19 protein-coding genes are annotated in these 20,524 nt (G+C 64.5%); 11 read left to right on the top strand and 8 right to left on the bottom strand.

All coding sequences use genetic code 11. The features are described 5' to 3' along the window. Positions 1-76: 76 nt before the first annotated feature. Complete coding sequence (locus ACS5Q0_RS17100) at positions 77-898, top strand: LuxR C-terminal-related transcriptional regulator (RefSeq protein ID WP_473127857.1); 822 nt, start codon at positions 77-79, stop codon at positions 896-898. A 42-nt stretch (positions 899-940) separates the two neighbouring features. Here ACS5Q0_RS17100 and ACS5Q0_RS17095 read toward each other — a convergent pair whose 3' ends face one another. From ACS5Q0_RS17095 to rpoZ, 3 genes are all read right to left on the bottom strand, one after another. Then, positions 941-1,639, bottom strand: coding sequence for a gamma-glutamyl-gamma-aminobutyrate hydrolase family protein (locus tag ACS5Q0_RS17095; RefSeq protein WP_473127856.1), 699 nt, complete (start codon positions 1,637-1,639; stop codon positions 941-943). A 6-nt stretch (positions 1,640-1,645) separates the two neighbouring features. Continuing rightward, positions 1,646-3,817, bottom strand: a complete 2,172-nt coding sequence (locus tag ACS5Q0_RS17090) for a RelA/SpoT family protein (protein WP_473127855.1) — start codon at positions 3,815-3,817, stop codon at positions 1,646-1,648. Positions 3,818-4,003: 186 nt separating this feature from the next. After that, positions 4,004-4,408, bottom strand: coding sequence for a DNA-directed RNA polymerase subunit omega (rpoZ, locus tag ACS5Q0_RS17085; protein ID WP_473127854.1), 405 nt, complete (start codon positions 4,406-4,408; stop codon positions 4,004-4,006). 409 nt (positions 4,409-4,817) lie between these two features. Here rpoZ and fabD point away from each other — a divergent pair, with 409 nt between their 5' ends. The 8 genes from fabD (at position 4,818) to gmk (ending at position 11,530) form a co-directional block, all read left to right on the top strand. Beyond that, entirely contained in the window at positions 4,818-5,765 is a 948-nt protein-coding gene (gene fabD / locus ACS5Q0_RS17080) for an ACP S-malonyltransferase (RefSeq protein WP_473127853.1), read from the top strand. 13 nt (positions 5,766-5,778) lie between these two features. Next, positions 5,779-6,516, top strand: a complete 738-nt coding sequence (gene fabG, locus ACS5Q0_RS17075) for a 3-oxoacyl-[acyl-carrier-protein] reductase (RefSeq protein WP_473127852.1) — start codon at positions 5,779-5,781, stop codon at positions 6,514-6,516. A 78-nt stretch (positions 6,517-6,594) separates the two neighbouring features. Beyond that, positions 6,595-6,759 carry a hypothetical protein gene (locus ACS5Q0_RS17070; RefSeq protein ID WP_473127851.1) on the top strand — a complete coding sequence of 55 codons (165 nt, stop codon included), beginning with the start codon at positions 6,595-6,597 and terminating at the stop codon, positions 6,757-6,759. Then, a complete protein-coding gene (locus ACS5Q0_RS17065; protein ID WP_009764365.1) occupies positions 6,752-6,988 on the top strand; it encodes an acyl carrier protein in 237 nt (78 codons plus the stop codon). Before ACS5Q0_RS17070 ends, ACS5Q0_RS17065 begins: the two co-directional genes overlap by 8 nt. Positions 6,989-7,054: 66 nt before the next feature. Next, the gene (fabF, locus tag ACS5Q0_RS17060; RefSeq protein WP_473127850.1) at positions 7,055-8,317 is read left to right on the top strand and encodes a beta-ketoacyl-ACP synthase II; all 1,263 of its coding nucleotides are present in this window, start codon (positions 7,055-7,057) and stop codon (positions 8,315-8,317) included. A 96-nt stretch (positions 8,318-8,413) separates the two neighbouring features. Then, positions 8,414-9,820 carry an endolytic transglycosylase MltG gene (gene mltG / locus ACS5Q0_RS17055; RefSeq protein WP_473127849.1) on the top strand — a complete coding sequence of 469 codons (1,407 nt, stop codon included), beginning with the start codon at positions 8,414-8,416 and terminating at the stop codon, positions 9,818-9,820. 167 nt (positions 9,821-9,987) lie between these two features. Next, positions 9,988-10,875, top strand: coding sequence for a YicC/YloC family endoribonuclease (locus ACS5Q0_RS17050; protein ID WP_473127848.1), 888 nt, complete (start codon positions 9,988-9,990; stop codon positions 10,873-10,875). Between the two features lie 4 nt (positions 10,876-10,879). Beyond that, positions 10,880-11,530: a guanylate kinase gene (gene gmk / locus ACS5Q0_RS17045; protein WP_473127847.1), complete on the top strand. Its 651-nt coding sequence runs from the start codon at positions 10,880-10,882 to the stop codon at positions 11,528-11,530. An 87-nt stretch (positions 11,531-11,617) separates the two neighbouring features. Here the strand turns inward: gmk and rsmA are convergent, their stop codons facing one another. Genes rsmA through lptF form a run of 5 tightly spaced genes read right to left on the bottom strand, consistent with a single transcriptional unit; the run spans position 11,618 to position 18,261 of the window. Beyond that, entirely contained in the window at positions 11,618-12,475 is an 858-nt protein-coding gene (gene rsmA / locus ACS5Q0_RS17040) for a 16S rRNA (adenine(1518)-N(6)/adenine(1519)-N(6))-dimethyltransferase RsmA (RefSeq protein WP_473127846.1), read from the bottom strand. Further along, entirely contained in the window at positions 12,472-13,488 is a 1,017-nt protein-coding gene (gene pdxA / locus ACS5Q0_RS17035) for a 4-hydroxythreonine-4-phosphate dehydrogenase PdxA (protein WP_473127845.1), read from the bottom strand. Before pdxA ends, rsmA begins: the two co-directional genes overlap by 4 nt. Beyond that, complete coding sequence (locus ACS5Q0_RS17030; RefSeq protein ID WP_473127844.1) at positions 13,488-15,974, bottom strand: LPS-assembly protein LptD; 2,487 nt, start codon at positions 15,972-15,974, stop codon at positions 13,488-13,490. The genes pdxA and ACS5Q0_RS17030 overlap by 1 nt, the downstream gene beginning before the upstream one ends. Positions 15,975-16,012: 38 nt before the next feature. Next, a complete protein-coding gene (lptG, locus tag ACS5Q0_RS17025; protein WP_473127843.1) occupies positions 16,013-17,098 on the bottom strand; it encodes an LPS export ABC transporter permease LptG in 1,086 nt (361 codons plus the stop codon). A 2-nt stretch (positions 17,099-17,100) separates the two neighbouring features. Continuing rightward, positions 17,101-18,261, bottom strand: a complete 1,161-nt coding sequence (gene lptF / locus ACS5Q0_RS17020; protein WP_473127842.1) for an LPS export ABC transporter permease LptF — start codon at positions 18,259-18,261, stop codon at positions 17,101-17,103. Between the two features lie 188 nt (positions 18,262-18,449). Between lptF and ACS5Q0_RS17015 the strand changes: the two genes are divergently transcribed. Together ACS5Q0_RS17015 and ACS5Q0_RS17010 are read left to right on the top strand one after the other, a co-directional pair. Beyond that, entirely contained in the window at positions 18,450-19,943 is a 1,494-nt protein-coding gene (locus ACS5Q0_RS17015; RefSeq protein WP_473127841.1) for a leucyl aminopeptidase, read from the top strand. A 61-nt stretch (positions 19,944-20,004) separates the two neighbouring features. Continuing rightward, positions 20,005-20,457: a DNA polymerase III subunit chi gene (locus ACS5Q0_RS17010; RefSeq protein WP_473127840.1), complete on the top strand. Its 453-nt coding sequence runs from the start codon at positions 20,005-20,007 to the stop codon at positions 20,455-20,457. Positions 20,458-20,524 lie beyond the last annotated feature (67 nt).

The following is a 20,524-nucleotide window of genomic DNA, read 5'->3' as shown; positions in this document are numbered from 1 at the left end:
AACGATCGCACGGGTGACGAGGTCTGTACGTCGACGGGCCTACGCCATTCATGCTGATCGGATGAGGACAAGTACGATGAAAACACGAATTGTTAAGCTCTCTGCGGGATCAGGCGCCGGCGAGCCTGGCAGCATCCAGGCGACCAAGACATCCTTCGTCATGAGCGCCCGCGCCCAGAACGACGGCCCCGGCGATCGTTCACCGGCCCGTCACGGCCAGGTGGCGGGAAATATCGGGTCGGGAGAGCACTTCCGCACAGGGCAGGTCGTGACGCTCCTGGTCGAGGCGAATGGTCTGTTCGGGGACGGGCTGAAGCGGATCCTGGAGGGAACGGCCTATTCTCCGGTCCTCTCCGTCGCCAATCTCGACGACGTCCGGCCCCTGCTGGGAGCGGGGCGCGCGGCGCTTCTCCTGATCCTGGATCCGGGAAAGGATTGTTGGGAAACATGCCGGCAGGTGCGAGCGTTCCTGGGGCGAAACCCATCCGCCCGGATCGTCATGTTCGTCGAGCGCTACGATCTGCAGCAGATGCTGGTCGCCTTCGATGCAGGGATGGCGGCGTGTCTCACGAAGGCAACCTCCCGCGAAGCCCTCGTCAAGATGCTGGACCTCGTCATGCTGGGAGAGGCGTGTGTTCCGGCGACGGTTCTCACCGAACTTCGGGAGCCGAGCTACCTGCGCAGCCATGACAGGAGAAAGGGGCTGTCGACCCGCGAAAGGGCCGTTCTCGAATGCCTGACGGAGGGGGCCTCGAACAAGGTCATCGCCCGCAAGCTCGACATCACCGAGGCGACGGTCAAGGTTCACATCAAATCCATCCTGCGCAAGGTTCAGGCCAAGAACCGCACGCAGGCCGCGCTTTGGGCCTCGACGCACATTCTCACGAAGCGATCGTGACCGGAGCGGTCCAGACCGGGCCGCTTCCGGAGGCGAGGGGCCTCAGCTCTTTGCCGCGGCTTGGATGAACGCCTCGAAGATCGCGTTGCCGGGATGCTCCTGCTTCGCGAACAGCTCCTGGTGCCATTGCACCCCGAGTGCGAACCGGCGGGACGGGACTTCGATGGCCTCGACGACGCCATCCTCCGCATGGGCGCTCGCCACCACGCGGTCCGAAAGCTCGATGACGGCTTCCCGATGGAAGGTGTTCACCGAAAGATCGCACCGGCCGAGAATCCGGGCGAACTGTGTCTCTTTGGCGATGGCGACGGGATGCAGATGATCGCGCTTGTCGTGCTCCAGAATATGCGGTCCCATGGCGCGCACATCCGGCGACAGGCGGCAGCCGTGAAGGCCGGCGAGAACCTGCATGCCATTGCAGATGCCGAGCACCGGCTTGTCGCGTTCGAGGAAGCCCCGCATAAGTGCGAGTTCGACGTCGAGCCGCTCGGAAGGCGGGGCCTTGGAAACCTGACCGTCGGCAAACCACTCGTCCGGAAAAGCGAACCGGCCGCCCACGTCCATGAAACCGTCGAACTCGTCCACCACGGCCTCGACCATGTCCATGACATAGGGAATGCCGAAGGGCATGCCGCCCGCACGATGAACGGCGACGAAGTAGTTCTTCGTCATGTCGTAGCGCGTGCCGTCGACGCTGGTGTTCTCGTCCATGATGACGGCGATGCGCGGCTTAACGGACACGGGCGATCATCCGGTCACGCGGTCGACGCGGCTCACCACGCGCTTGGCGCGGAGTTCCGCGATGATCGCATTGAGATGCTTCAGATCCCAGACGGTCAGATCGATGGTGACATCGGTGAAGTCCTGCGTGCGCCGCTTCATGTTGACGTTGTCGATGTTGCCGTCGTGGTCCGCGATGACCTGAGCGATCTGAGCCAGCGAGCCCGGTTCGTTGATCGATTGCAGTTTGATGCGGGCCGGAAATCGTTGGGGGGAGCCGGATTCGAGATCCCAGCGCACGTCGATCCAGCGGTCCGGCTCGTTGTCGAAATCGGCGAGCGAGGGGGACTGGATGGGATAGATGGTGACGCCTTCGCCGGGGGTCAGGATGCCGACGATGCGATCGCCCGGCACGGCGCCGCCTTCCGAGGCGAAGCGGATCGGCATGTCCTTGTTGAGGCCGCGAATCGGGATGCCGTCCGTCTGTTCGCCGTTCGGCCGCGCGCCGGCGCCGTCCGGCTGGCCCAGGCCCTTGCCGTCCGTTCCGGTGCGGCGCTCCTCCTTGTAGTCGGGGTAGACCGCGCGGACCACGTCACCGGAGAACATCTCGCCCCGGCCCACCGCCGCCAGCACGTCCTCCACGGAGACGCGCGCCAGCCGGGGCAGGGCGCCCTTGAGCTTCTCGTCCGAGAAGGTCTTGCCCGCGCGCTCGAAGGCGCGCTCCAGGATCTGATGGCCGAGGCCCGTATACTGGCGCCTCACGGCCGCGCGGGTGGCGCGCCGGATCGAAGCGCGGGCCTTGCCGGTGACCACGAGGGATTCCCAGGCCGCGGGCGGCGTCTGCCCTTCGGCGCGGACGATCTCCACCTCGTCGCCGTTCTGCAGTTCGGTGAGCAGCGGCGACATGCGTCCATTGATCTTGCAGCCGACAGCCGTGTTGCCGACATCCGTGTGCACCGCATAGGCGAAATCGATCGGCGTCGCGCCGCGCGGAAGGGCGATGAGACGGCCCTTGGGCGTGAAGCAGAAGACCTGATCGTGAAAGAGTTCGAGCTTCGTATGCTCCAGGAACTCTTCCGGATTGTCGCCTTCCGCGAGGAGATCGATCGTGCGTCGCAGCCATTGATAGGCGCGGCTTTCGGTTGCCAGGCGCGAATTGTCGTTCACGCCTTCCTTGTAGAGGGCATGGGCGGCGATTCCGTACTCGGCGACCTGATCCATCTCCTCGGTGCGGATCTGAAGCTCGACGCGCTGGCTGCCGGGGCCGATCACGGTGGTGTGGATCGACCGGTAGTCGTTCTGTTTGGGCGTCGAGATGTAGTCCTTGTAGCGGCCCGGCACCATGGGCCAGCTCGTATGCACGATTCCGAGCGCGCGATAGCATTCGTCGAGGGTGCCGACGATGATGCGGAAGGCGAAGATATCCGACAATTGCTCGAAGGAGACTGATTTGCGCTCCATCTTGCGCCAGATCGAATAGGGGCGCTTCTGACGGCCCGTCACCTGCGCGTTGATGCCCTGGGCCCTCAGCTTGGTGGTGAGCGTCCGCTCGATTTCCTCGACGAGCTTTTCGCTCTTGGCCGTCAGTTCGTGCAGGTGCCGGTTGATGGCCTCATAGGCTTCCGGATCGAGGTTCTGGAAGGCCAGCTCCTCCAGTTCCTCACGCATCTCCTGGATACCCATGCGCCCGGCGAGAGGCGCGTAGATCTCCAGGGTTTCCTGGGCGATGCGCTGGCGCTTCTCCGGAGGCATGAAGCCGAGGGTGCGCATGTTGTGCAGGCGGTCGGCGAGCTTGACGAGAAGCACGCGCACATCGTCGGCGATGGCGAGCAGCAGCTTGCGGAAGTTCTCTCCCTGGGCGGCGCGCTTCGAGACGAGGTCGAGGCGCTTGATCTTCGTCAGACCGTCGACGAGAGACCCGATCTGCGCGCCGAAGGTCTTGTTGATCTCCTCAAGCGTCGCCTCGGTGTCTTCCACCGTGTCGTGGAGCACGGCGGCGGCGATGGTCGCCTCGTCGAGCTTCATGTCGGTGAGGATCGCGGCGACTTCGAGGGGATGGCCGAAGAACAGGTCGCCGGACGCGCGCTTCTGGTTGCCATGCGCCATCATGGCATACACGTAAGCACGGTTGAGCAGCGCCTCGTCAGCCGAGGGGTTGTAGCGCTTGACCCGCTCGACAAGTTCATACTGGCGCATCATGCGGCCGCCATCTCCTCAAAATCGGACTATCGGGCTGAAATCGAACAATACTAAAGAATATTGTACCAGGACTTCTGACCGCAAGCTGAATACCTTGCCGCAGGCGGCAAATCCCCGCCGTGGTTAAGGGGAACAAAAAAGCCCGGCTGGGGGCCGGGCTTTTCGGAAAAATACAGGATCGAACCGTTATTCGCGCTCGTCGTCGTCCGAGCTGTTGTTGCTCGGGGGAACGAGGCCTTCCAGGCCGCGAAGCAGGTCGTCCTCGCTCATGCGGTCGAACTGGACGTCGGTGTCGTTGTCGGCTCCCGAGGCGGCGGCCGTGTTGCCCAGCATGGGAACGGCTTCGGCTTCCGGCTCGTCCACCTCGACGTATTTCTGCATGGAGTGGATGAGCTGCTCCTTCAGGTCGTCGGGAGCGATGGTCTCGTCCGCGATCTCGCGGAGAGCAACGACGGGGTTCTTGTCACGGTCGCGGTCGACGGTGAGCGGCGAGCCCGACGAAATCAGGCGGGCGCGATGGCTGGCCAGCAGCACGAGCTCAAACCGGTTATCGACCTTGTCGATGCAGTCTTCGACGGTCACGCGAGCCATGCAGGGGCTCCTTCTACAGGTTCAAAAGAATATCGGAAGGGTGACCGGATACAACGGATGCCCCAGGAACACAAGAGGACGCGTTCCGAAACAGGGGCTTAAACCCATGACCTCCGGTGAAGTGCGGAGTCGCAAGTCCTCCCGATCCTGATTAAATAATGTTGTAACGTATAATGTGAGGGTCTCATGGGAAACCGGTTCCGTTTTCTGCGCAGCGTCGTGCGCTGGGGCAGGCGCGTCTGGGGTAGGCTCTTTTCCAGCGGATCGAGGATCGACCGCAGGCTTTTGAAGGGATGGCGGCAGCACATCTGAACCCGGATTAGGCCCTCGAACGAGCCCTTTGCCTTGACTCCGGGGCCTGCGGGTGCCAGTTCCGCGCGGATTCGACGCAATAAAGGTTCCGCTCCCGATGAAGCGCGCATTCATATTCCCGGGTCAGGGAAGCCAGGCCGTGGGCATGGGCAAGGCCCTCGCCGACACCTTTCCCCAGGCCAAAGCCGTGTTCGACGAGGTGGACGAGGCTCTCTCGCAGAAGCTCTCCACCCTCATGTGGGAAGGTCCCGCCGAGGAGTTGACCCTGACCGCGAACACCCAGCCCGCCCTGATGGCCGTGAGTCTCGCCGCCATGCGGGTTCTGGAAGCCGAAGCCGGGCTCGACCTTAAGCAACACGCTGCCTTCGTCGCCGGGCACTCGCTCGGCGAATATTCGGCGCTCGCCGCCGCCGGCAGCCTCTCGGTCGCAGATACGGCCCGTCTCCTACGGATTCGCGGCAACGCCATGCAGAATGCCGTACCGGTGGGGCAGGGCGCCATGGCGGCCCTGCTCGGCCTCGAATACGAGACGGCTCTCGAGGTCGCCCGCGAAGCGGCTCAGGGCGACGTCTGCGACGCGGCCAACGACAACGGCGGCGCTCAGGTCGTGGTTTCCGGCCACAAGGCCGCCGTCGAGCGCGCGGTGACGATTGCCCAGCAGAAGGGCGCCAAGCGCGCCGTGATGCTGGCCGTGTCCGCCCCCTTCCATTGCGCTCTCATGCAGCCCGCCGCCGACGCCATGCGCGAGGCCCTGGCCGGAGTGACCGTGAAAGCCCCCGTCGTCCCGGTGGTGGCCAACGTGGAAGCTGCCCCGATCACCGATCCCGATGCGATCCGCGATGCCCTGGTCCGTCAGGTAACCGGCACGGTCCGCTGGCGCGAATGCGTGGCCTATATGGCCGCTCAGGGCGTCGAAGCCTTTTACGAGGTCGGATCGGGCAAGGTCCTGACCGGGCTCGTGAAACGTATCGCTGCGGGCGCTTCCGCCAGCGCCATCGGCACCCCCGAGGATGTCGCCGCCTTCAAAGCTACCCTGCAAGGATAAGAGGAGAGCCTTCATGTTCGATCTGACTGGCCGCAAGGCTCTCGTGACCGGCGCCACCGGCGGCATCGGCGGCGCCATCGCCCGCGCGCTGCATGCCCGGGGCGCGACCGTGACCCTCTCCGGCACCCGCCGCGCCGCCCTCGACGAGCTGGCCTCCGCTCTCGGCGAGCGGGTCCATGTGGTCGAGGCCAACCTGGCCGACAAGGATTCGGTCGAGGCCCTCGTTCCCGCTGCGGAAGCGGCGATGGAGGGGCTCGACATCCTCGTGAACAACGCGGGCGTGACCAAGGACAACCTGTTCATGCGCATGAAGGACGAGGAATGGGACACGGTGATCGCCGTGAACCTGACGGCGGCCTTCCGCCTTTCCCGCGCCGCCGTGAAGGGCATGATGCGCCGCCGCTATGGCCGTATCGTCAATATCGGCTCCGTGGTGGGCTCGACCGGCAATCCGGGGCAGGGCAATTACGCCGCTTCGAAAGCCGGCCTCATCGGCATGACCAAGGCGCTCGCCGCCGAGGTCGCGAGCCGCAACATCACCGTGAACCTTGTCGCTCCGGGCTTCATCGAGTCACCCATGACGGATGTGCTCAACGACAAGCAGCGCGAGGGGATCCTGAGCACCATTCCCATGGGTCGGCTGGGCCAGGGCGATGAAATCGCGTCTTCGGTCGTATATCTCGCGTCGAGCGAAGCCGGCTACGTGACGGGGCACACCTTGCACGTGAACGGCGGAATGGCGATGTTCTAAAGGCACTTAGCGGGGGCTGCGGAAACTGTTCGCAGGCGCCGCTCGCCTCTCGCCAGACAGGATAAGCTTGTGTTAAGCATGAGCCCGATCACGCCAAAGGGGTTGACCGGCGCACAAAAATGCGGCTTTGCACGGCGCAAGGTAGCCGTTTCAGCGTTGTCAGCTGAGCAGCTGATCCGATTTCGATTTTTAATCCGCCCAATTCCTGAGGCGGCAGCCACTGAGGAAGAAAACGATGAGTGACGTCGCTGATCGCGTGAAGAAGATTGTTGTCGAGCACCTGGGCGTTGAGGCCGACAAGGTGACGGACAACGCGAACTTCATCGACGACCTGGGCGCCGACAGCCTCGACACGGTCGAGCTGGTCATGGCTTTCGAAGAAGAGTTCAACGTCGAGATCCCGGACGATGCCGCCGAGACCATCGTCACGGTCGGCGACGCCATCCGCTTCCTCGAGAAGAACGCCGCCTAAGTTTTTGACGGGCGTCGGGTGAGCCACCCGACGCCCGATTTTTATTTAACGATAGGGTAGAACGTTATGCGCCGGGTTGTTGTTACAGGTCTTGGCATGGTCACGCCGCTGGGCAGCGGTGTCGATGCCACGTGGTCCCGCCTCCTGGAGGGGCAAAGCGGCGCGAAGAAGATCACGGATTTCCAGGTCGACGATCTCGCCTGCCAGATCGCGTGCCGGATCCCGCTCGGCGACGGCAGCAACGGCACGTTCAACGCCGACGAGTGGATGGAACCCAAGGAGCAGCGCAAGGTCGATCCCTTCATCGTCTATGCGATGGCGGCCTCGACGCAGGCCCTCCGCGATGCGGGCTGGGCCCCGAAGACTTACGAGGAGCAATGCGCCACCGGCGTGCTGATCGGCTCCGGCATCGGCGGCATCGGCGGCATCTACGAGGCCTCGGCAACACTGATCGAGCGCGGCCCGCGCCGCATCTCGCCGTTCTTCATTCCCGGCCGGCTGATCAATCTCGCCGGCGGCTACGTATCCATCGAGCACGGCCTCAAGGGCCCGAACCATGCCGTGGTCACGGCCTGCTCCACGGGCGCCCATGCCATCGGCGACGCAGCCCGCCTGATCGCCCTCGGCGATGCCGAGGTGATGGTGGCCGGCGGCACGGAATCGCCCGTCAATCGCCTGTCCATCGCGGGCTTCGCCGCCTGCCGGGCGCTTTCGACCAATTTCAACGACAATCCCGAGAAGGCTTCCCGCCCCTATGACAAGGACCGTGACGGCTTCGTCATGGGCGAGGGCGCGGGCGTCGTCGTGCTGGAGGAGTACGAGCACGCCAAGGCTCGAGGCGCGAAGATCTATGGCGAGGTCATCGGCTATGGCCTGTCGGGCGACGCCTATCACATCACCTCCCCCTCGGAGGACGGCGACGGCGCCTATCGCTGCATGTCCGCTGCGGTCAAGCGCGCGGGAATCAAGGTTTCCGAGATCGATTACGTGAATGCCCACGGCACCTCGACGCCGCTCGGCGACGAGATCGAGCTCAAGGCGATCGAGCGCATCATGGGCGACACGGCGGGCAAGCTCACCATGTCGTCGACCAAGTCGGCCATCGGCCATTTGCTGGGCGCGGCGGGCGCTGTCGAGGCGATCTACTCGCTTCTCGCCATGCGCGACGGCGTCGTTCCGCCCACCATCAACCTCGACAATCCGTCTGTCGAAACGCCTATCGACCTCGTGCCCAAGGTGGCCAAGCGCAAGGAAGTCAATGTAGCCTTGTCGAACTCCTTCGGCTTCGGTGGGACGAACGCTTCCCTGATCTTCCGCCGTGTCGGCTGAGGACAACGCTTCTGCGTTACGGCTTTTCGCCATAATCCCCGCTAGGGTGTCGGACGAGTCGGGGAGGGCCCGGCCGGCACCAGAAAAGCATCGTGAATGTTCGGACGTAAAAAGAAACGCACCCTGATTTCTGAGCATGAAGCCGAGCTTCAAGGGCAGGAACAGCCGCGCCTGGCGCCACGCTCCCCGAGCGAGGCGCTGAAACCGACACTCGCGCCGCCTCCACCGCCGCGGATCCGCCGCCGCCGCGGAGGCATGCTGTCGCTCATGAGCGGCCTGATGACGCTGATCGTGGCCCTGGCTCTGGCGGGGATCTTCGGCTTCATGATGCTGGAGCGGGAGGTGACGGCCAAAGGCCCGCTTCAAAACGACAAGGTCGTCCTCATTCCGCGCAATACCGGCACGAGCGAGATCGCCGAAATCCTGAAGGAAGAGGGCGTCATCAACCAGCCGCTGCTGTTCGAAACCTATGCGCTCGTCAACCGCCAGCGCGGTCAGCTCAAGGCCGGCGAGTTCCAGTTCAAGGCGGGCGCGAGCATCCAGGACGCCATCGACACGCTCGTCCAGGGCAAGGCTATCCTGCACGCCGTCACGGTTCCCGAGGGGCTCACGAGCGATCAGATCATTGCGCGGCTCTACGAGAACGAGATTCTCTCCGGCGACATCGCCGAAACCCCGCGCGAGGGAACCCTGCTCCCCGACACCTACAAGTTCGAGCGCGGCACGACGCGTCAGCAGATCATCAGCACCATGCAGGCGGCCCAGCGGCAGGTGCTCAACCAGATCTGGCAGCGCCGCTCCTCGGAACTGCCGATCCGGTCACCGCAGGAGCTCGTGATCCTCGCCTCCATCGTGGAGAAGGAAACCGGCCGCGCGGACGAGCGCACCCGCGTCGCGGGCGTGTTCATCAACCGCCTCATGAAGCGCATGAAGCTCCAGTCCGACCCCACCATCGTCTATGGGCTGGTCGGCGGCAAAGGCACCCTGGGCCGCGGAATCCTCCGCAGCGAGATCGAGACGGCGACGCCCTACAACACCTATGTGATCGAGGGCCTGCCACCCGGACCCATCGCCAATCCCGGACGGGCGGCGCTCGAGGCCGTGGCCAATCCGTCGCGAACCAAGGATCTCTATTTCGTCGCCGACGGTTCGGGCGGCCACGCCTTCGCCGAGACCTACGAGCAGCACCAGCGCAACGTGAGCCGCTGGCGCCAGATCGAAAAGAACAAGCCTGCGACCGACAGCGATGCGGTCGACCGGGTCGTTGACCCGGATGCTCCCGCTCAGCCTTCGGCTCCAGGACAATCCGGTGCGGTTGACGACGGCCTGTCCTCGCTGCGCGGCACGGCCAGCGCGCTGCCGGCCGGTGGTCGCGCCGTGGCCCCCAACGGCAAGCGGGTCCGGGGCTTCGATGCGAGCGAGGGGACTGACAAGGATCCGCTCAAGAACAAGACCTTCGACCTGACGAACCCGAAGAACGTTCCGAGCCTCGCGCAGCCCTGACCGCCCCGATGGGGGGCAGCGATCGGCTTTGCTCGGCGTGTCTTTTCAGGCACCCATCATCCGGATCGCCCGAAGGTCCGCACCCGCGAATAAGCGGATCCACTTTTGCGCGCGATGCGCTATGGTCGCGCCGATTTTCGTTTTGAAAGACGCCTGAGGTTCAGTGCATGTCGATTGCAAGCATGACCGGCTTTGCCCGCGAAGCCGGTGTGACCGGTCCTTATCAATGGGCCTGGGAGCTCAAGACCGTCAATGGACGGGGGCTCGAGGTGCGGGTGAGGACGCCCTCCGGGCTCGACGCCATCGGCGAGGAGGCTCGCGGTCAGATTCTCAAGGCGCTCACCCGCGGGCAGGGGCAGCTCAACCTCGCGATTTCCAGGACATCCTCGGCCCCCAAGCTCCGGGTCAATCAGGAGGTGCTGCAATCCCTGCTTTCCGCGGTCGGCAGCCTGTCCTTGCCGGACAATGTGAAGCCGGCCTCGCTCGATGGGCTCCTCTCCGTCCGCGGCGTCGTGGAACTCGACGAGGACGTGGTCGATCCGGGGCAGGACGCGACTCTGGCGGGCGCGCTCAAGGGCGGCATCGCCAATCTGATCCAGGCGCTGAAATCCGCTCGGCTGAACGAGGGCCAGGCGCTTGCCGTCGTCCTGAACCAACAGCTCGATGCGATTGCCGCGCTCGTGAATGACGCGGAGGCATGCCCGGCGCGCCAGCCGGACGCCATTCGAGCGCGTCTCGAAGCGCAGATCGCGGAGCTCATCGACGGCAAGGCGGCCCTCGACCCGGCCCGGCTTCATCAGGAGGCGGTGCTCATTGCGGCCCGCGCCGACATCCGTGAGGAGATCGACCGCCTGCGCGCCCATGTGGAGTCCGCCCGCGGCCTGTTGCAGGAGGGCGGCCCGGTCGGACGCCGGCTCGATTTCCTGGCGCAGGAGTTCGGCCGCGAGGCCAACACTCTGTGTGCAAAGGCCAATGATGTGTCTCTGTCCAGGATTGGTCTTGAATTGAAGGCCGTAATCGAGCAATTCCGCGAGCAGGTTCAGAACGTGGAGTGATGCGGTGAGCCAAGATTCGAAGCCCCTGGTCGGACGTCGCGGCCTCATCCTGATTCTGTCCTCGCCCTCGGGCGCCGGAAAGACCACGCTCACGCGCAGCCTCGTGGAAGATCGCGCCGGCGCCCTTTCCATCTCCGTCACCACGCGCCCCAAGCGGCCGTCGGAGATCGAGGGAAAGCACTATTACTTCATCAGCGTGGACGAGTTCCAGGCGATGCGCGAGCGCGACGAACTCCTGGAATGGGCCGAGGTGCACGGGAATTTCTACGGCACCCCGCGCAAACCCGTCGAGAAGACCCTCGCCGCCGGCCAGGACATGATCTTCGACATCGACTATCAGGGCACCCGCCAGGTCCGGCAGAAGCTGCCGGACGATGTGGTGACCGTGTTCATCCTTCCGCCGAGCTTCAGGGAGCTGAAGGCCCGTCTGGAACGCCGGGCCGAGGATTCTTCCGAGGTCATCGCCAAGCGCCTCGCCAATGCCCGCGTCGAGATGGAGCGCTGGGTCGAGTACGATTATGTGATCGTCAACGAGGATCTGGGCCAATCCTTCGAGAGCCTGAAGGCCATCCAGGCCGCGGAACGCCTCAAGCGGGACCGGCTCGTGGGACTTCAGGAATTCGTCGAAGGCCTGTTGTCAGAGAAGGTCGATTAGAAAGCTCATCGGCGAAGCGGATCCGCTTCGCCGATCAATGCGGCCAAGTGAAGGGAAAGAGCTGCTCCCGCGCAGGCGGAAACGGTGCTAGGCCCCGCCCCGTGTGGCGTCGAAGGCGTTGGCCAAGGCCACATAGCCTTCCACCGGCACGTTCTCGGCGCGGATCGTTTCCGTGAGGTTCGCAGCCGCGATCAGGGCTGCCGGGTCAGACGTGATCGCCTTCAGGCTCTGGCGCAGCATCTTGCGCCGCTGGCCGAAAGCCGCGCGCGTGACCACTTCCAGCGCACCGATCCGGCAGGGCAGAGGCGAGGGCTTCGGCGTGAGATGCACGATGCTCGAGGTGATCTTCGGCGGCGGCACGAAGGCCGAGGGCGGCACGTCGAAGAGGATGCGCGCGTCGGTCCGCCAGCCGCAGAGCACGCCGAGGCGTCCGTAATCCTTCGGGTCATCAGGTGTGGCGACGATCCGTTCGGCGACTTCGCGCTGGAACATGAGCGTCAGAGAGGCCCACCAAGGCGGCCATGCTCCCCCGGTCAGCCAGCCGGTGAGAAGCGCCGTACCCACGTTGTATGGCAGGTTGGAAATGATGCGCACGAGCCCTTCGCCGACCATCGGCCGGGGGTCGAATTCGAGCGCGTCCGCTTCGATGACCTCCAGGCGGCCCGGATAATGATCGGCGATCTCGGCCAGGGCGGGCAGGCAGCGGCTGTCGCGCTCGATCGCGACGACTTTCTTCGCTCCGGCGGCCAGGATGGCGCGGGTGAGGCCTCCCGGGCCGGGACCGACCTCGATGACCGTGGCATCCTCCAGCGGCCCGGCCGAGCGGGCGATGCGGCTCGTCAGGTTGAGATCGAACAGGAAGTTCTGGCCGAGCGATTTCTTGGCCATGAGCCCGTGGGTCCGGACGACCTCACGCAAGGGCGGAAGGGTGTCGATCTGGCTCATGGCGTTGTGGTCCCCGCGCCGAGACGCGCCGCCAGCCTGATGGCGGCGATCAGACTGTCCGGCCGCGCAATGCCCTTGCCTGCGATGTCGAAGGCTGTCCCATGATCGGGAGACGTGCGGACGAAGGGCAGTCCGAGCGTCACGTTCACGGCCTCGTCGAAGGCGATGGTCTTGATCGGGATGAGGGCCTGATCGTGATACATGGCAAGTGCCGCATCGTAACCCTTCCGGGCCCGCGGGTGAAACATGGTGTCCGCCGGAAGCGGGCCCGAGGCCGCGATCCCCTCGGCTTTCAACGTCGCGATCGCCGGAGCGATGACGGCGCCGTCTTCCTTGCCCATGGCGCCGCTTTCGCCCGCATGCGGGTTGAGGCCCGCAAGGGCGAGGCGTGGATGGGTGATCCCGAACCGATCCTTCAGTTCCCGCGCCACGATACGTCCCGTGGCCACGATCAGCTCGCTCGTCAGAGCCGCAGGCACGGCCGAGAGGGGAATGTGAACCGTCACCGGCACCACGGCGAGCTCTTCGCTCCAGAGCATCATCACCGGGTGATAGGCGTTCCCGTCCCGGCCTGCGAGGGCGGCCAGGAATTCCGTATGCCCGGGGTGGCGGAACCCCGCGTCGTAGAGCACGTGCTTCGCAATCGGATTGGTGACCACGGCGCCGGCTGCGCCGTTGCGAACAAGGTCCACTGCCGTCTCGATCGCCTCGATGACGGAGGGGGCCGATGCGGGGTCGGGTTTGCCCGCCTCGGCCGATACAGCCGCCTTCAGCGGGATGACGGGCAGAGCCTGCGGGAAGGCCGATATGGCCCCTGAGGCATCCACTCTCGCCACGGGCACAATCCACCCCAGGCTCTTGGCCAGACGCTCGAGATAGGCCGGATCTGCGAGGACGGCGAAGGGGGGCAGCGCGTCCCGCTCGCGCTGAAGCCAGGCCCGCAAGGTCAGTTCGGGCCCGATGCCGGCGGGGTCGCCTTGGGTCAGAAGGAGAGGGCGCACAGGGCCCGTCACTATCTCGCTACACCTTCTTCGGCGGGGTTGCCGTCGAGGTTCTGGGTGATCGAAGCAGCACCGAGGGTCCTCAGCTCCAGGCTCAGCATCACCGTATGGCTCTGGTCTTTCTCACCCGAACTGGTGGTCAGAGACCGCGGCCTCATGATGTACCGGACCGAGAAGGTCGTGCATTCGTCGATATAACCCACACCAAGCGACATGGAACTCACATAGGCACGCTCCACCGGCTGCGTCAGGTATCGGTCGAGATCCACGAGCACCGAGCCTGAAATGCGCCAGTTCGGGGTAATGTTCCAGGTTGCCGAGCCAAGGAAGCCCTCACGGCGCTGCAGGAAGCCGATTTCCGGCTGGGCTCCATACCGCGCATAGGTCAGCGAGGTCGAGAGCGGCAGATAGGGGTCGAAACTGGCGCGGATGCCTGCTTCGATCCTGTTGACGCCGAAGTCCTCCTGGTCGAACCGGGCGCGAGTCACGAACGAGAAGTTCTTGTTCGGAGCGAGCTGGATGCGGCCCACATAGTCGGAAGCGCGCGTGTCGAGGCCGGAATCGAGGCCCACATTGGCCAAGTCGGGCTGACGGAACGAGTTGCGGCCGGCGACCTGATAAGACTGGCCAAAGAGCACGTTGGCGTAGAAATCGTTGGCGCCGGTGACCGTGTACTGAATTCCGAGATTGGCGCGAACGCCGCCTTCCGCGCGGTCGTAGCCGGAGAACTTGTCCCAATCGAACAGAGACGTGTCGTCGAAGATGAGGCTTTGGGCATCCTCGTTGGGAAGATTGCCGATCCTGGTCTCGTTGGGACGGGCGATGATCTGCGCGATAGGTTCGATCACTTGGCGTCCCGAGGTGCCGATATCGGCCACGAAGGGATAGCGGTAGTCGATCCCCACGGCCGGCATGGCGCGGAACAGGTAGTCGTTGTCGCCCGCGAGATAGTTGCGCAGATAGGGGTTCTGATAGCCTTCGAAATCCGGGGCGATCCAGAAATTGTCGGCGCGGAGATAAACGAAGGGCGTCCAGACCTGACCGACGGGGTCGATGAACTCACGGCGCCAGGAGGCCATGACGGACGCGCGCGACATGGATCCGCTGGTTCCGCGCACGAGACAGTCCGCCGGCTCGAAGATCCGGCAGGTCTGGAAGATTCCGTACCGGGCCTTGTTCGCCTGCGACAGCGGCTCGAACTGGGCTGCCTCGCGGGAGAGGCTGGTCACGTTCACGTTGAGGGCGAACTCGCCGCCGACGCTCGATGGCGTGATCCGCTTGTCGTAGTCGAGAACTGGGTGAACGACGGGCTGCTGCTTCTGCCAGTCCTGCGTGGACAGGCCTTGGAAATAGTATCCGCGCACGTCGAAGAAGGACCGGTCTCCTTGCCCCTGCAAATAAAGGGTCGAGACCGCCTCCTTCAGATAAAGCGAGGTGAGGCTCTCGTTGCGGATGTGGTAATTGTCAAGGAACCACTTGTCCGAGACGAGAGTGATGTCCCAGCCCCATTTCCAGCGCTCGTTCAGGTAGAACATACCTGCCGATTCGAGCGATCCGCGCCAGTCGCGATCGCCCGCGCCGCGCGGGCTGGACAGGAATACATCCGGATCCTGCTGCGAAATGCCCGCAACGCGAATGTTGTAGGATCCCGTCTCGAGCCGATGCCGCCACTCCGCCTCGCCGAGAAGGCCCTGGCGGGACAGGAAGGTCGGAGCGACCGTCAGGTCGTAATTCGGGGCGATGGCCCAGAAGAACGGAATCGATGCGCCGATGCCGAGAGTGTTCGAGGTCACGTAGCGGGGCGAGAGGAAGCCAGTCTTGCGCTTGACGGTCGGATCAGGCGTCCAGAAATAGGGCAGATAGGCCACGGGCAGGCCGAGGATCTCGAGGGTCGCATCCTCGTAATAGATCGTCTGCTCGCTGTTGTTGTGAATGATCTTCGCGGCCTTGACCTGCCAGAGCGGCGGGCGCTCCGGATGCTCCTTACAGGGCTCGCAGGCTGTGTAGGTGCCGCGCTCGAAGGTCGTCGTCTCGCCCTCCGCGCGCTCTGCCCGCGGCGAGGAGAATCGGGTCGTGATCGGCCGGCCGTTCTCGACCGTCGTCTGAACCACCCGTAGGGAATCGATGAAGCCGTTCTTGAAGTCGTCCGTCAGTTCGAAACGGTCGCCCGTGACGACCGCGCCGCTGGCATCGGTGAGGCGGGCATTGCCTTCGGCATAGACGCGGCCGGTGTTCCGGTCATAGGTGACCCGGTCGGCCTGAAGCGTTCTGCCCTGATAATTCATCTGGACGTCGCCGGCGGCCGAAATGGTGTTCTTGTCGTTGTCGTAAACGATTTCCTTAGCGTCAACGAACAGCCGATCCTGGTTCGGATTGGACTGCAGCCGCGAGCTGATGGCGTCGTTGAGCGACTGGGCAAGCGCAGGCGTCGATCCAACGGCGTAGAAAAATGCCGTTGCGACCGCAAACGTTGCGATCGTTGCCTTGAGCCGCTGCATGCCCACTCCTCAACCCACTTCTTATTATGAGGACAGGCTCAGCCATCCTCTTGGTATAATAACGCCAAGGTTCCTAAAAGACTGCCTACTACAGCAGGGAGCCAGGCCGCAACAACCGAGCTGATGATCCCGGAGGCTCCAAGCTCCGCCATTAGCTCGGTGGCGACATAAAGCATGAACCCGGCGGCGACGCCACCCAGAACCATCATCGCTACACCGCCAAATCGAAAGAATCTTAACGACACCGATGCCGCTACGAAAACCATGGCGATGAAGAGCAGGGGGCGGGCCAGGAGAGAGTCGTAATGGAGCCGGTAGGCGGTGGTGTTGATCGCCGCCCGCTCCATCCTGTCGATGGTCTCCCGAAGGTCCCAGAAGGGCACGGAATCAGGGGCGATGAAGCTCTGCCTGAGCTGAGACGGCTGAAGATGGGAGGCGATCAGGTAGCGATCGTGATTCTCCGGCTCCTCGGTGGCCGAAAGGACGCGGGCGCTTTTCAGCTCCCAGAAGCCCTCGTGAAGCGTGGCCTCCTTGGCCTCGATTCGATGGGTGAATCTGCCCTCCAGATCGAACGTGTAAACGGTCACGCCGACCAGCGTCGCGGTGTCCGTGCGGGAGCCGTCCGCGCGGAAGATGGCATGCCCGTCCTGGCTCTTTTGCCGCAGCCAGATGATTTTGCCCGAGGCCTGGGTCGTCCGCGAGAAGATCCTGGTTTCCAGGGTCGCCGCCTGTTGTTTCAGGTTGGCGGAAACCGGGTTGTAGACCGTGACGGATCCGACGCCGATGAGCAGGGCCACGAGCAGCCCCGGCTGCAGGAACTGCCAAGCGGAGATCCCGGCGGCGCGGGCCACCACCAGTTCGAGCTTGCGGCTGAGCTGCAGGAGCGCGGCCATGCTGCCGAAGAGCACGGCGAAGGGCATGACCTGCTCGGCGATGGCCGGCGTGCGGAACAGGGTCAGCCGGGCGATAAGGCCCGGCGTCGCGCTCTCGGCGTCGCCCGCGCGGCGCATCAGCTCCACGAAATCGATGGTGTAGACGAGGGCGAACACTGTGGCGAAGACGATGAAGATCGTCTTGATGAACTGTCGGGCGAAGTAAAGTCCGAGCGTGCGGCCGATCAGCATGCTCAAGCCCCCAGAGTGGCCGCTTTACGCGACGGGCGCAGGCCCCGGAAGGCCGAGCGGATCCGGGCGTAGACCGCTCGCACCCTCGGTCCCTGGAAGATCAGCAGCAGACAGACCGCGATCGCTCCCAGCGGAGTGCCGTAGACGGCAAGGACCGCTGTGGGCGAGCGCACCACGGCGCTGGATGCGGCAAAGCCCAGGACTCTGAGCAGAACGATCCCCACGATGGCCGTCGCGATGGCCAGGCCGCGTCCCTGCCGGGTCGTGCGGGCTTCGCCCAGGGCGGCAAAGGCCACGATCATCATGGCCAGGGGATAGAGCCAGGCGGAAAGCCGGTCGTGCAGCTCGGCCCTGAAACGGCCCGTCTGGACCTGATAGAGGGGGTCGCTCTCGTCGGGGAAGAGGAGCTGCGTGGTGCTGCGCTCGCGTGGCTTGTAGACGACCTCGCCGCCCTCCTGGTTGAAGGCGGCCAGATCCACCGCGTAGCGCTCGAAGGCGACGATGGAAGAGTCCTTGCTCTTCGGATCCTTGCGCTGCACGCTGCCCTTCTCGAGCACGAGATAGGCCTGTCCGTTCTGCTCGACGGTCTGGCCGCGCTCGGCGAGATAGACGATGGGCTTGGTCTTGTCGCGCTGGTCCTCCATGAAGATGCCGAGCAGGGCATCGCCCGACCGCTCGCGGTAATGGAACGTGATGCCGTTATCCAAGGAGATGAACTGCCCCTCCTTGGCCATGGAGGCCACGAAGTCAGCCCTGATCCGCGTGAACAGCAGGCGCAGCTCCTGGAGGCTCGCCGGCATGAGGTAGAGGGAAATCATCCCCACGATGAGACTGATGAAGACCGCGAGCGCGATGAAGGGGCGCAGCAGGCGCTGCGGGGCCATTCCGCCTGCGCTCATGACGATCAGCTCGGAATCGCCGTTCAGCTTGTTCAGGGTATAGATCGTCGCCATGAACAGGGCGACCGGGGCGATGACACTGATGAGAGCCGGCAGGGACAGGCCCGTGACCGTCAGGAAGATGAAAATCGTCTGGCCCTTGCCGGTCAGGAGGTCGAGTTCGCGCAGGGCCTGCGTGATCCAGATGACTCCCGTCAGGGCGATCAGGCAGGCCGTGAAGGCGCTGAATGCGATTTTCAGGATGTAACGTTCGAGAAGTGTCATGAAGCCCTTCAGCCCCCGGGCGGGAAGGTCCTGGGTACCCTGCCGGTTCGTCTTAAGGCAAGACGGCTGTTTTCAACAGCCTGAGATTGCGCCTATTTCACGGCGGGGCCCGGGATGCCCTATATGATGGCGGTTACCAAGAGCGAGCCGCTCCGAATCCGGCTCTCATGTCACAGCAAGAGGGTTTCATGGCCGACAGCTTCAAGATCGACTTTCAGCCGCACGGCAAGGTCGAGTCCGGCGATCTCGTCATCTTCGTCGGGGACGATCTCCAGCCCATGCCGGCGGTTGCCAAGCAGATCGGCGCGAAGGCTGTCGATCTCGTCGCCAAGGCGGCGGCGGCGGAGAACTTCAAGGGCAAGCCGAAATCCGCCATGACGATCGTGGTGCCCAACGGCCTCTCCGTCGACCGGCTGATCGTGATCGGCGTCGGGGGCGAGAAGGACCGGGCGGACGTGGATTTCGTGCAGCTGGGGGGCGTGATCTCCGGCAAGGCCAACGGGAAGACCGCGACCGTCATGGTCGATCTGCCCGGAATCGAGGTTTCACCCGAGGCGGTGGCCGATATCGCCCTGGGCGTTCAGCTGCGCCGCTACAGCTTCGACCACTACAAGACGAAGAAGAAGGACGATGAGCAGCGGAAGGGCGTGACCCGTCTCGTCCTGAGCGTGGCCGATCCTGCCGCCGTCAAGAAGGTCTACAAGTCCCGCGAGAGCGTGTTGCAGGGAATCACGCTGGCGCGCGATCTCGTCAACGAACCGCCGAACGTGCTCGGGCCCCAGGAATTCGCGGCCCGCGCCCAGGAGCTCACGAAGCTGGGCGTGGACGTCGAGATTCTCGACGACAAGGCCATGAGGAAGCTCGGCATGGGCGCTCTTCTGGGCGTCGCGCAGGGCTCGGCCCGGGGCGGGCGCGTGGCCGTCATGCGCTGGAACGGCGGCAAGGCCAGCGACAAGCCCATCGCCTTCATCGGCAAGGGTGTGGTGTTCGACACCGGCGGCATCTCGATCAAGCCTGCGGCCGGCATGGAGGACATGAAGGGCGACATGGCCGGCGCTGCCTGCGTCGTCGGCCTCTTGCATGCGCTGGCGAGCCGCAAGGCGAAGGCGAACGTGGTCGGGGCCATCGGCCTCGTGGAGAACATGCCCGACGGCAACGCCCAGCGTCCCGGCGACATCGTCACAACCCTGTCGGGACAGACTATCGAGATCATCAACACGGATGCGGAAGGGCGTCTCGTTCTGGCCGACGTGCTCTGGTACGTTCAGGACCGGTTCAAGCCCAAATTCATGGTCGATCTCGCGACCCTGACCGGAGCGATCCTCGTGGCGCTGGGGCAGGAATATGCGGGCCTGTTCTCCAACAACGACGAACTGGCCGATCGCCTGACCGCGGCCGGCAGGGCAACGGGCGAGCGTGTGTGGCGCATGCCCATCGGCCCGGAATTCGACAAGTTGATCGAATCCAAGTTCGCCGACATGAAGAACACGGGCGGCCGCTTCGGCGGATCGAGCTCCGCGGCCGCTCTGCTCCAGCGCTTCGTCAACGATGTGCCCTGGGCGCATCTCGACATCGCGGGCACGGCCATGGGCTCCCCGCAGACCGAGATCAGCCGGGGATGGGCTTCGGGCTGGGGCGTGCGCCTGCTCGACCGCCTCGTGCGCGACCACTACGAGGGATAAGGTGCGCAGGGACCTCGCGTTGTCCGCAAACATTGTGAACTGCAACGGAATGTAGGCGCCGATGGCCGAGGTCCTCTTCTATCATCTTCAGCAGCAGCCGCTCGAAGCGGTGCTGCCCACGCTTCTCATGAAAACCCTGGAGCGGGGCTGGCGCGCCGTGGTGCAGGTGACCACCGAAGAGCGCATGGCTGCGCTCGACGACCATCTCTGGACCTTTTCCGACGAGAGCTTCCTGCCGCATGGCACGGACCGCGAGGCCCACGCGGCGGATCAGCCGATCCTGATCACCTTGAGCGGCGACAACCCCAACGGGGCGGCGATTCGCTTTCTGGCGGAGGGAGCGGACCTGCCGAACGACATCGCCTCCTACCAGCGCCTCGCAATCCTGTTCGACGGCAACGACCGGCAGGCGCTCGCCGTCGCGCGCGACCAGTGGCGCGCGGTGAAGGAGGGCGGGCATGATGCGACCTACTGGCAGCAGGACGATCACGGCCGCTGGCAGCGCAAGGCTTGAGGCGAACACGATGTGTTCATCCCCCGGCGCCTTGCAACCACCGGCCCGCTCTCCAGTTTCCCGAAGG

This window comes from Microvirga sp. HS2 (genome assembly GCF_055792805.1).
Note: the sequence above shows the minus strand (reverse complement) of the source record. Positions and strands in the feature narration are given on the sequence as shown.

Bases quoted from the DNA above. Each gene is read 5' to 3' on its own strand.
- ACS5Q0_RS17100 (WP_473127857.1), top strand. From the start codon at position 77: ATGAAAACACGAATTGTTAAGCTCTCTGCGGGATCAGGCGCCGGCGAG.
- ACS5Q0_RS17090 (WP_473127855.1), bottom strand. From the start codon at position 3,817: ATGATGCGCCAGTATGAACTTGTCGAGCGGGTCAAGCGCTACAACCCC.
- rpoZ (WP_473127854.1), bottom strand. From the start codon at position 4,408: ATGGCTCGCGTGACCGTCGAAGACTGCATCGACAAGGTCGATAACCGG.
- fabD (WP_473127853.1), top strand. From the start codon at position 4,818: ATGAAGCGCGCATTCATATTCCCGGGTCAGGGAAGCCAGGCCGTGGGC.
- fabG (WP_473127852.1), top strand. From the start codon at position 5,779: ATGTTCGATCTGACTGGCCGCAAGGCTCTCGTGACCGGCGCCACCGGC.
- ACS5Q0_RS17070 (WP_473127851.1), top strand. From the start codon at position 6,595: ATGAGCCCGATCACGCCAAAGGGGTTGACCGGCGCACAAAAATGCGGC.
- ACS5Q0_RS17065 (WP_009764365.1), top strand. From the start codon at position 6,752: ATGAGTGACGTCGCTGATCGCGTGAAGAAGATTGTTGTCGAGCACCTG.
- fabF (WP_473127850.1), top strand. From the start codon at position 7,055: ATGCGCCGGGTTGTTGTTACAGGTCTTGGCATGGTCACGCCGCTGGGC.
- mltG (WP_473127849.1), top strand. From the start codon at position 8,414: ATGTTCGGACGTAAAAAGAAACGCACCCTGATTTCTGAGCATGAAGCC.
- ACS5Q0_RS17050 (WP_473127848.1), top strand. From the start codon at position 9,988: ATGTCGATTGCAAGCATGACCGGCTTTGCCCGCGAAGCCGGTGTGACC.
- rsmA (WP_473127846.1), bottom strand. From the start codon at position 12,475: ATGAGCCAGATCGACACCCTTCCGCCCTTGCGTGAGGTCGTCCGGACC.
- ACS5Q0_RS17030 (WP_473127844.1), bottom strand. From the start codon at position 15,974: ATGCAGCGGCTCAAGGCAACGATCGCAACGTTTGCGGTCGCAACGGCA.
- lptG (WP_473127843.1), bottom strand. From the start codon at position 17,098: ATGCTGATCGGCCGCACGCTCGGACTTTACTTCGCCCGACAGTTCATC.
- lptF (WP_473127842.1), bottom strand. From the start codon at position 18,261: ATGACACTTCTCGAACGTTACATCCTGAAAATCGCATTCAGCGCCTTC.
- ACS5Q0_RS17015 (WP_473127841.1), top strand. From the start codon at position 18,450: ATGGCCGACAGCTTCAAGATCGACTTTCAGCCGCACGGCAAGGTCGAG.
- ACS5Q0_RS17010 (WP_473127840.1), top strand. From the start codon at position 20,005: ATGGCCGAGGTCCTCTTCTATCATCTTCAGCAGCAGCCGCTCGAAGCG.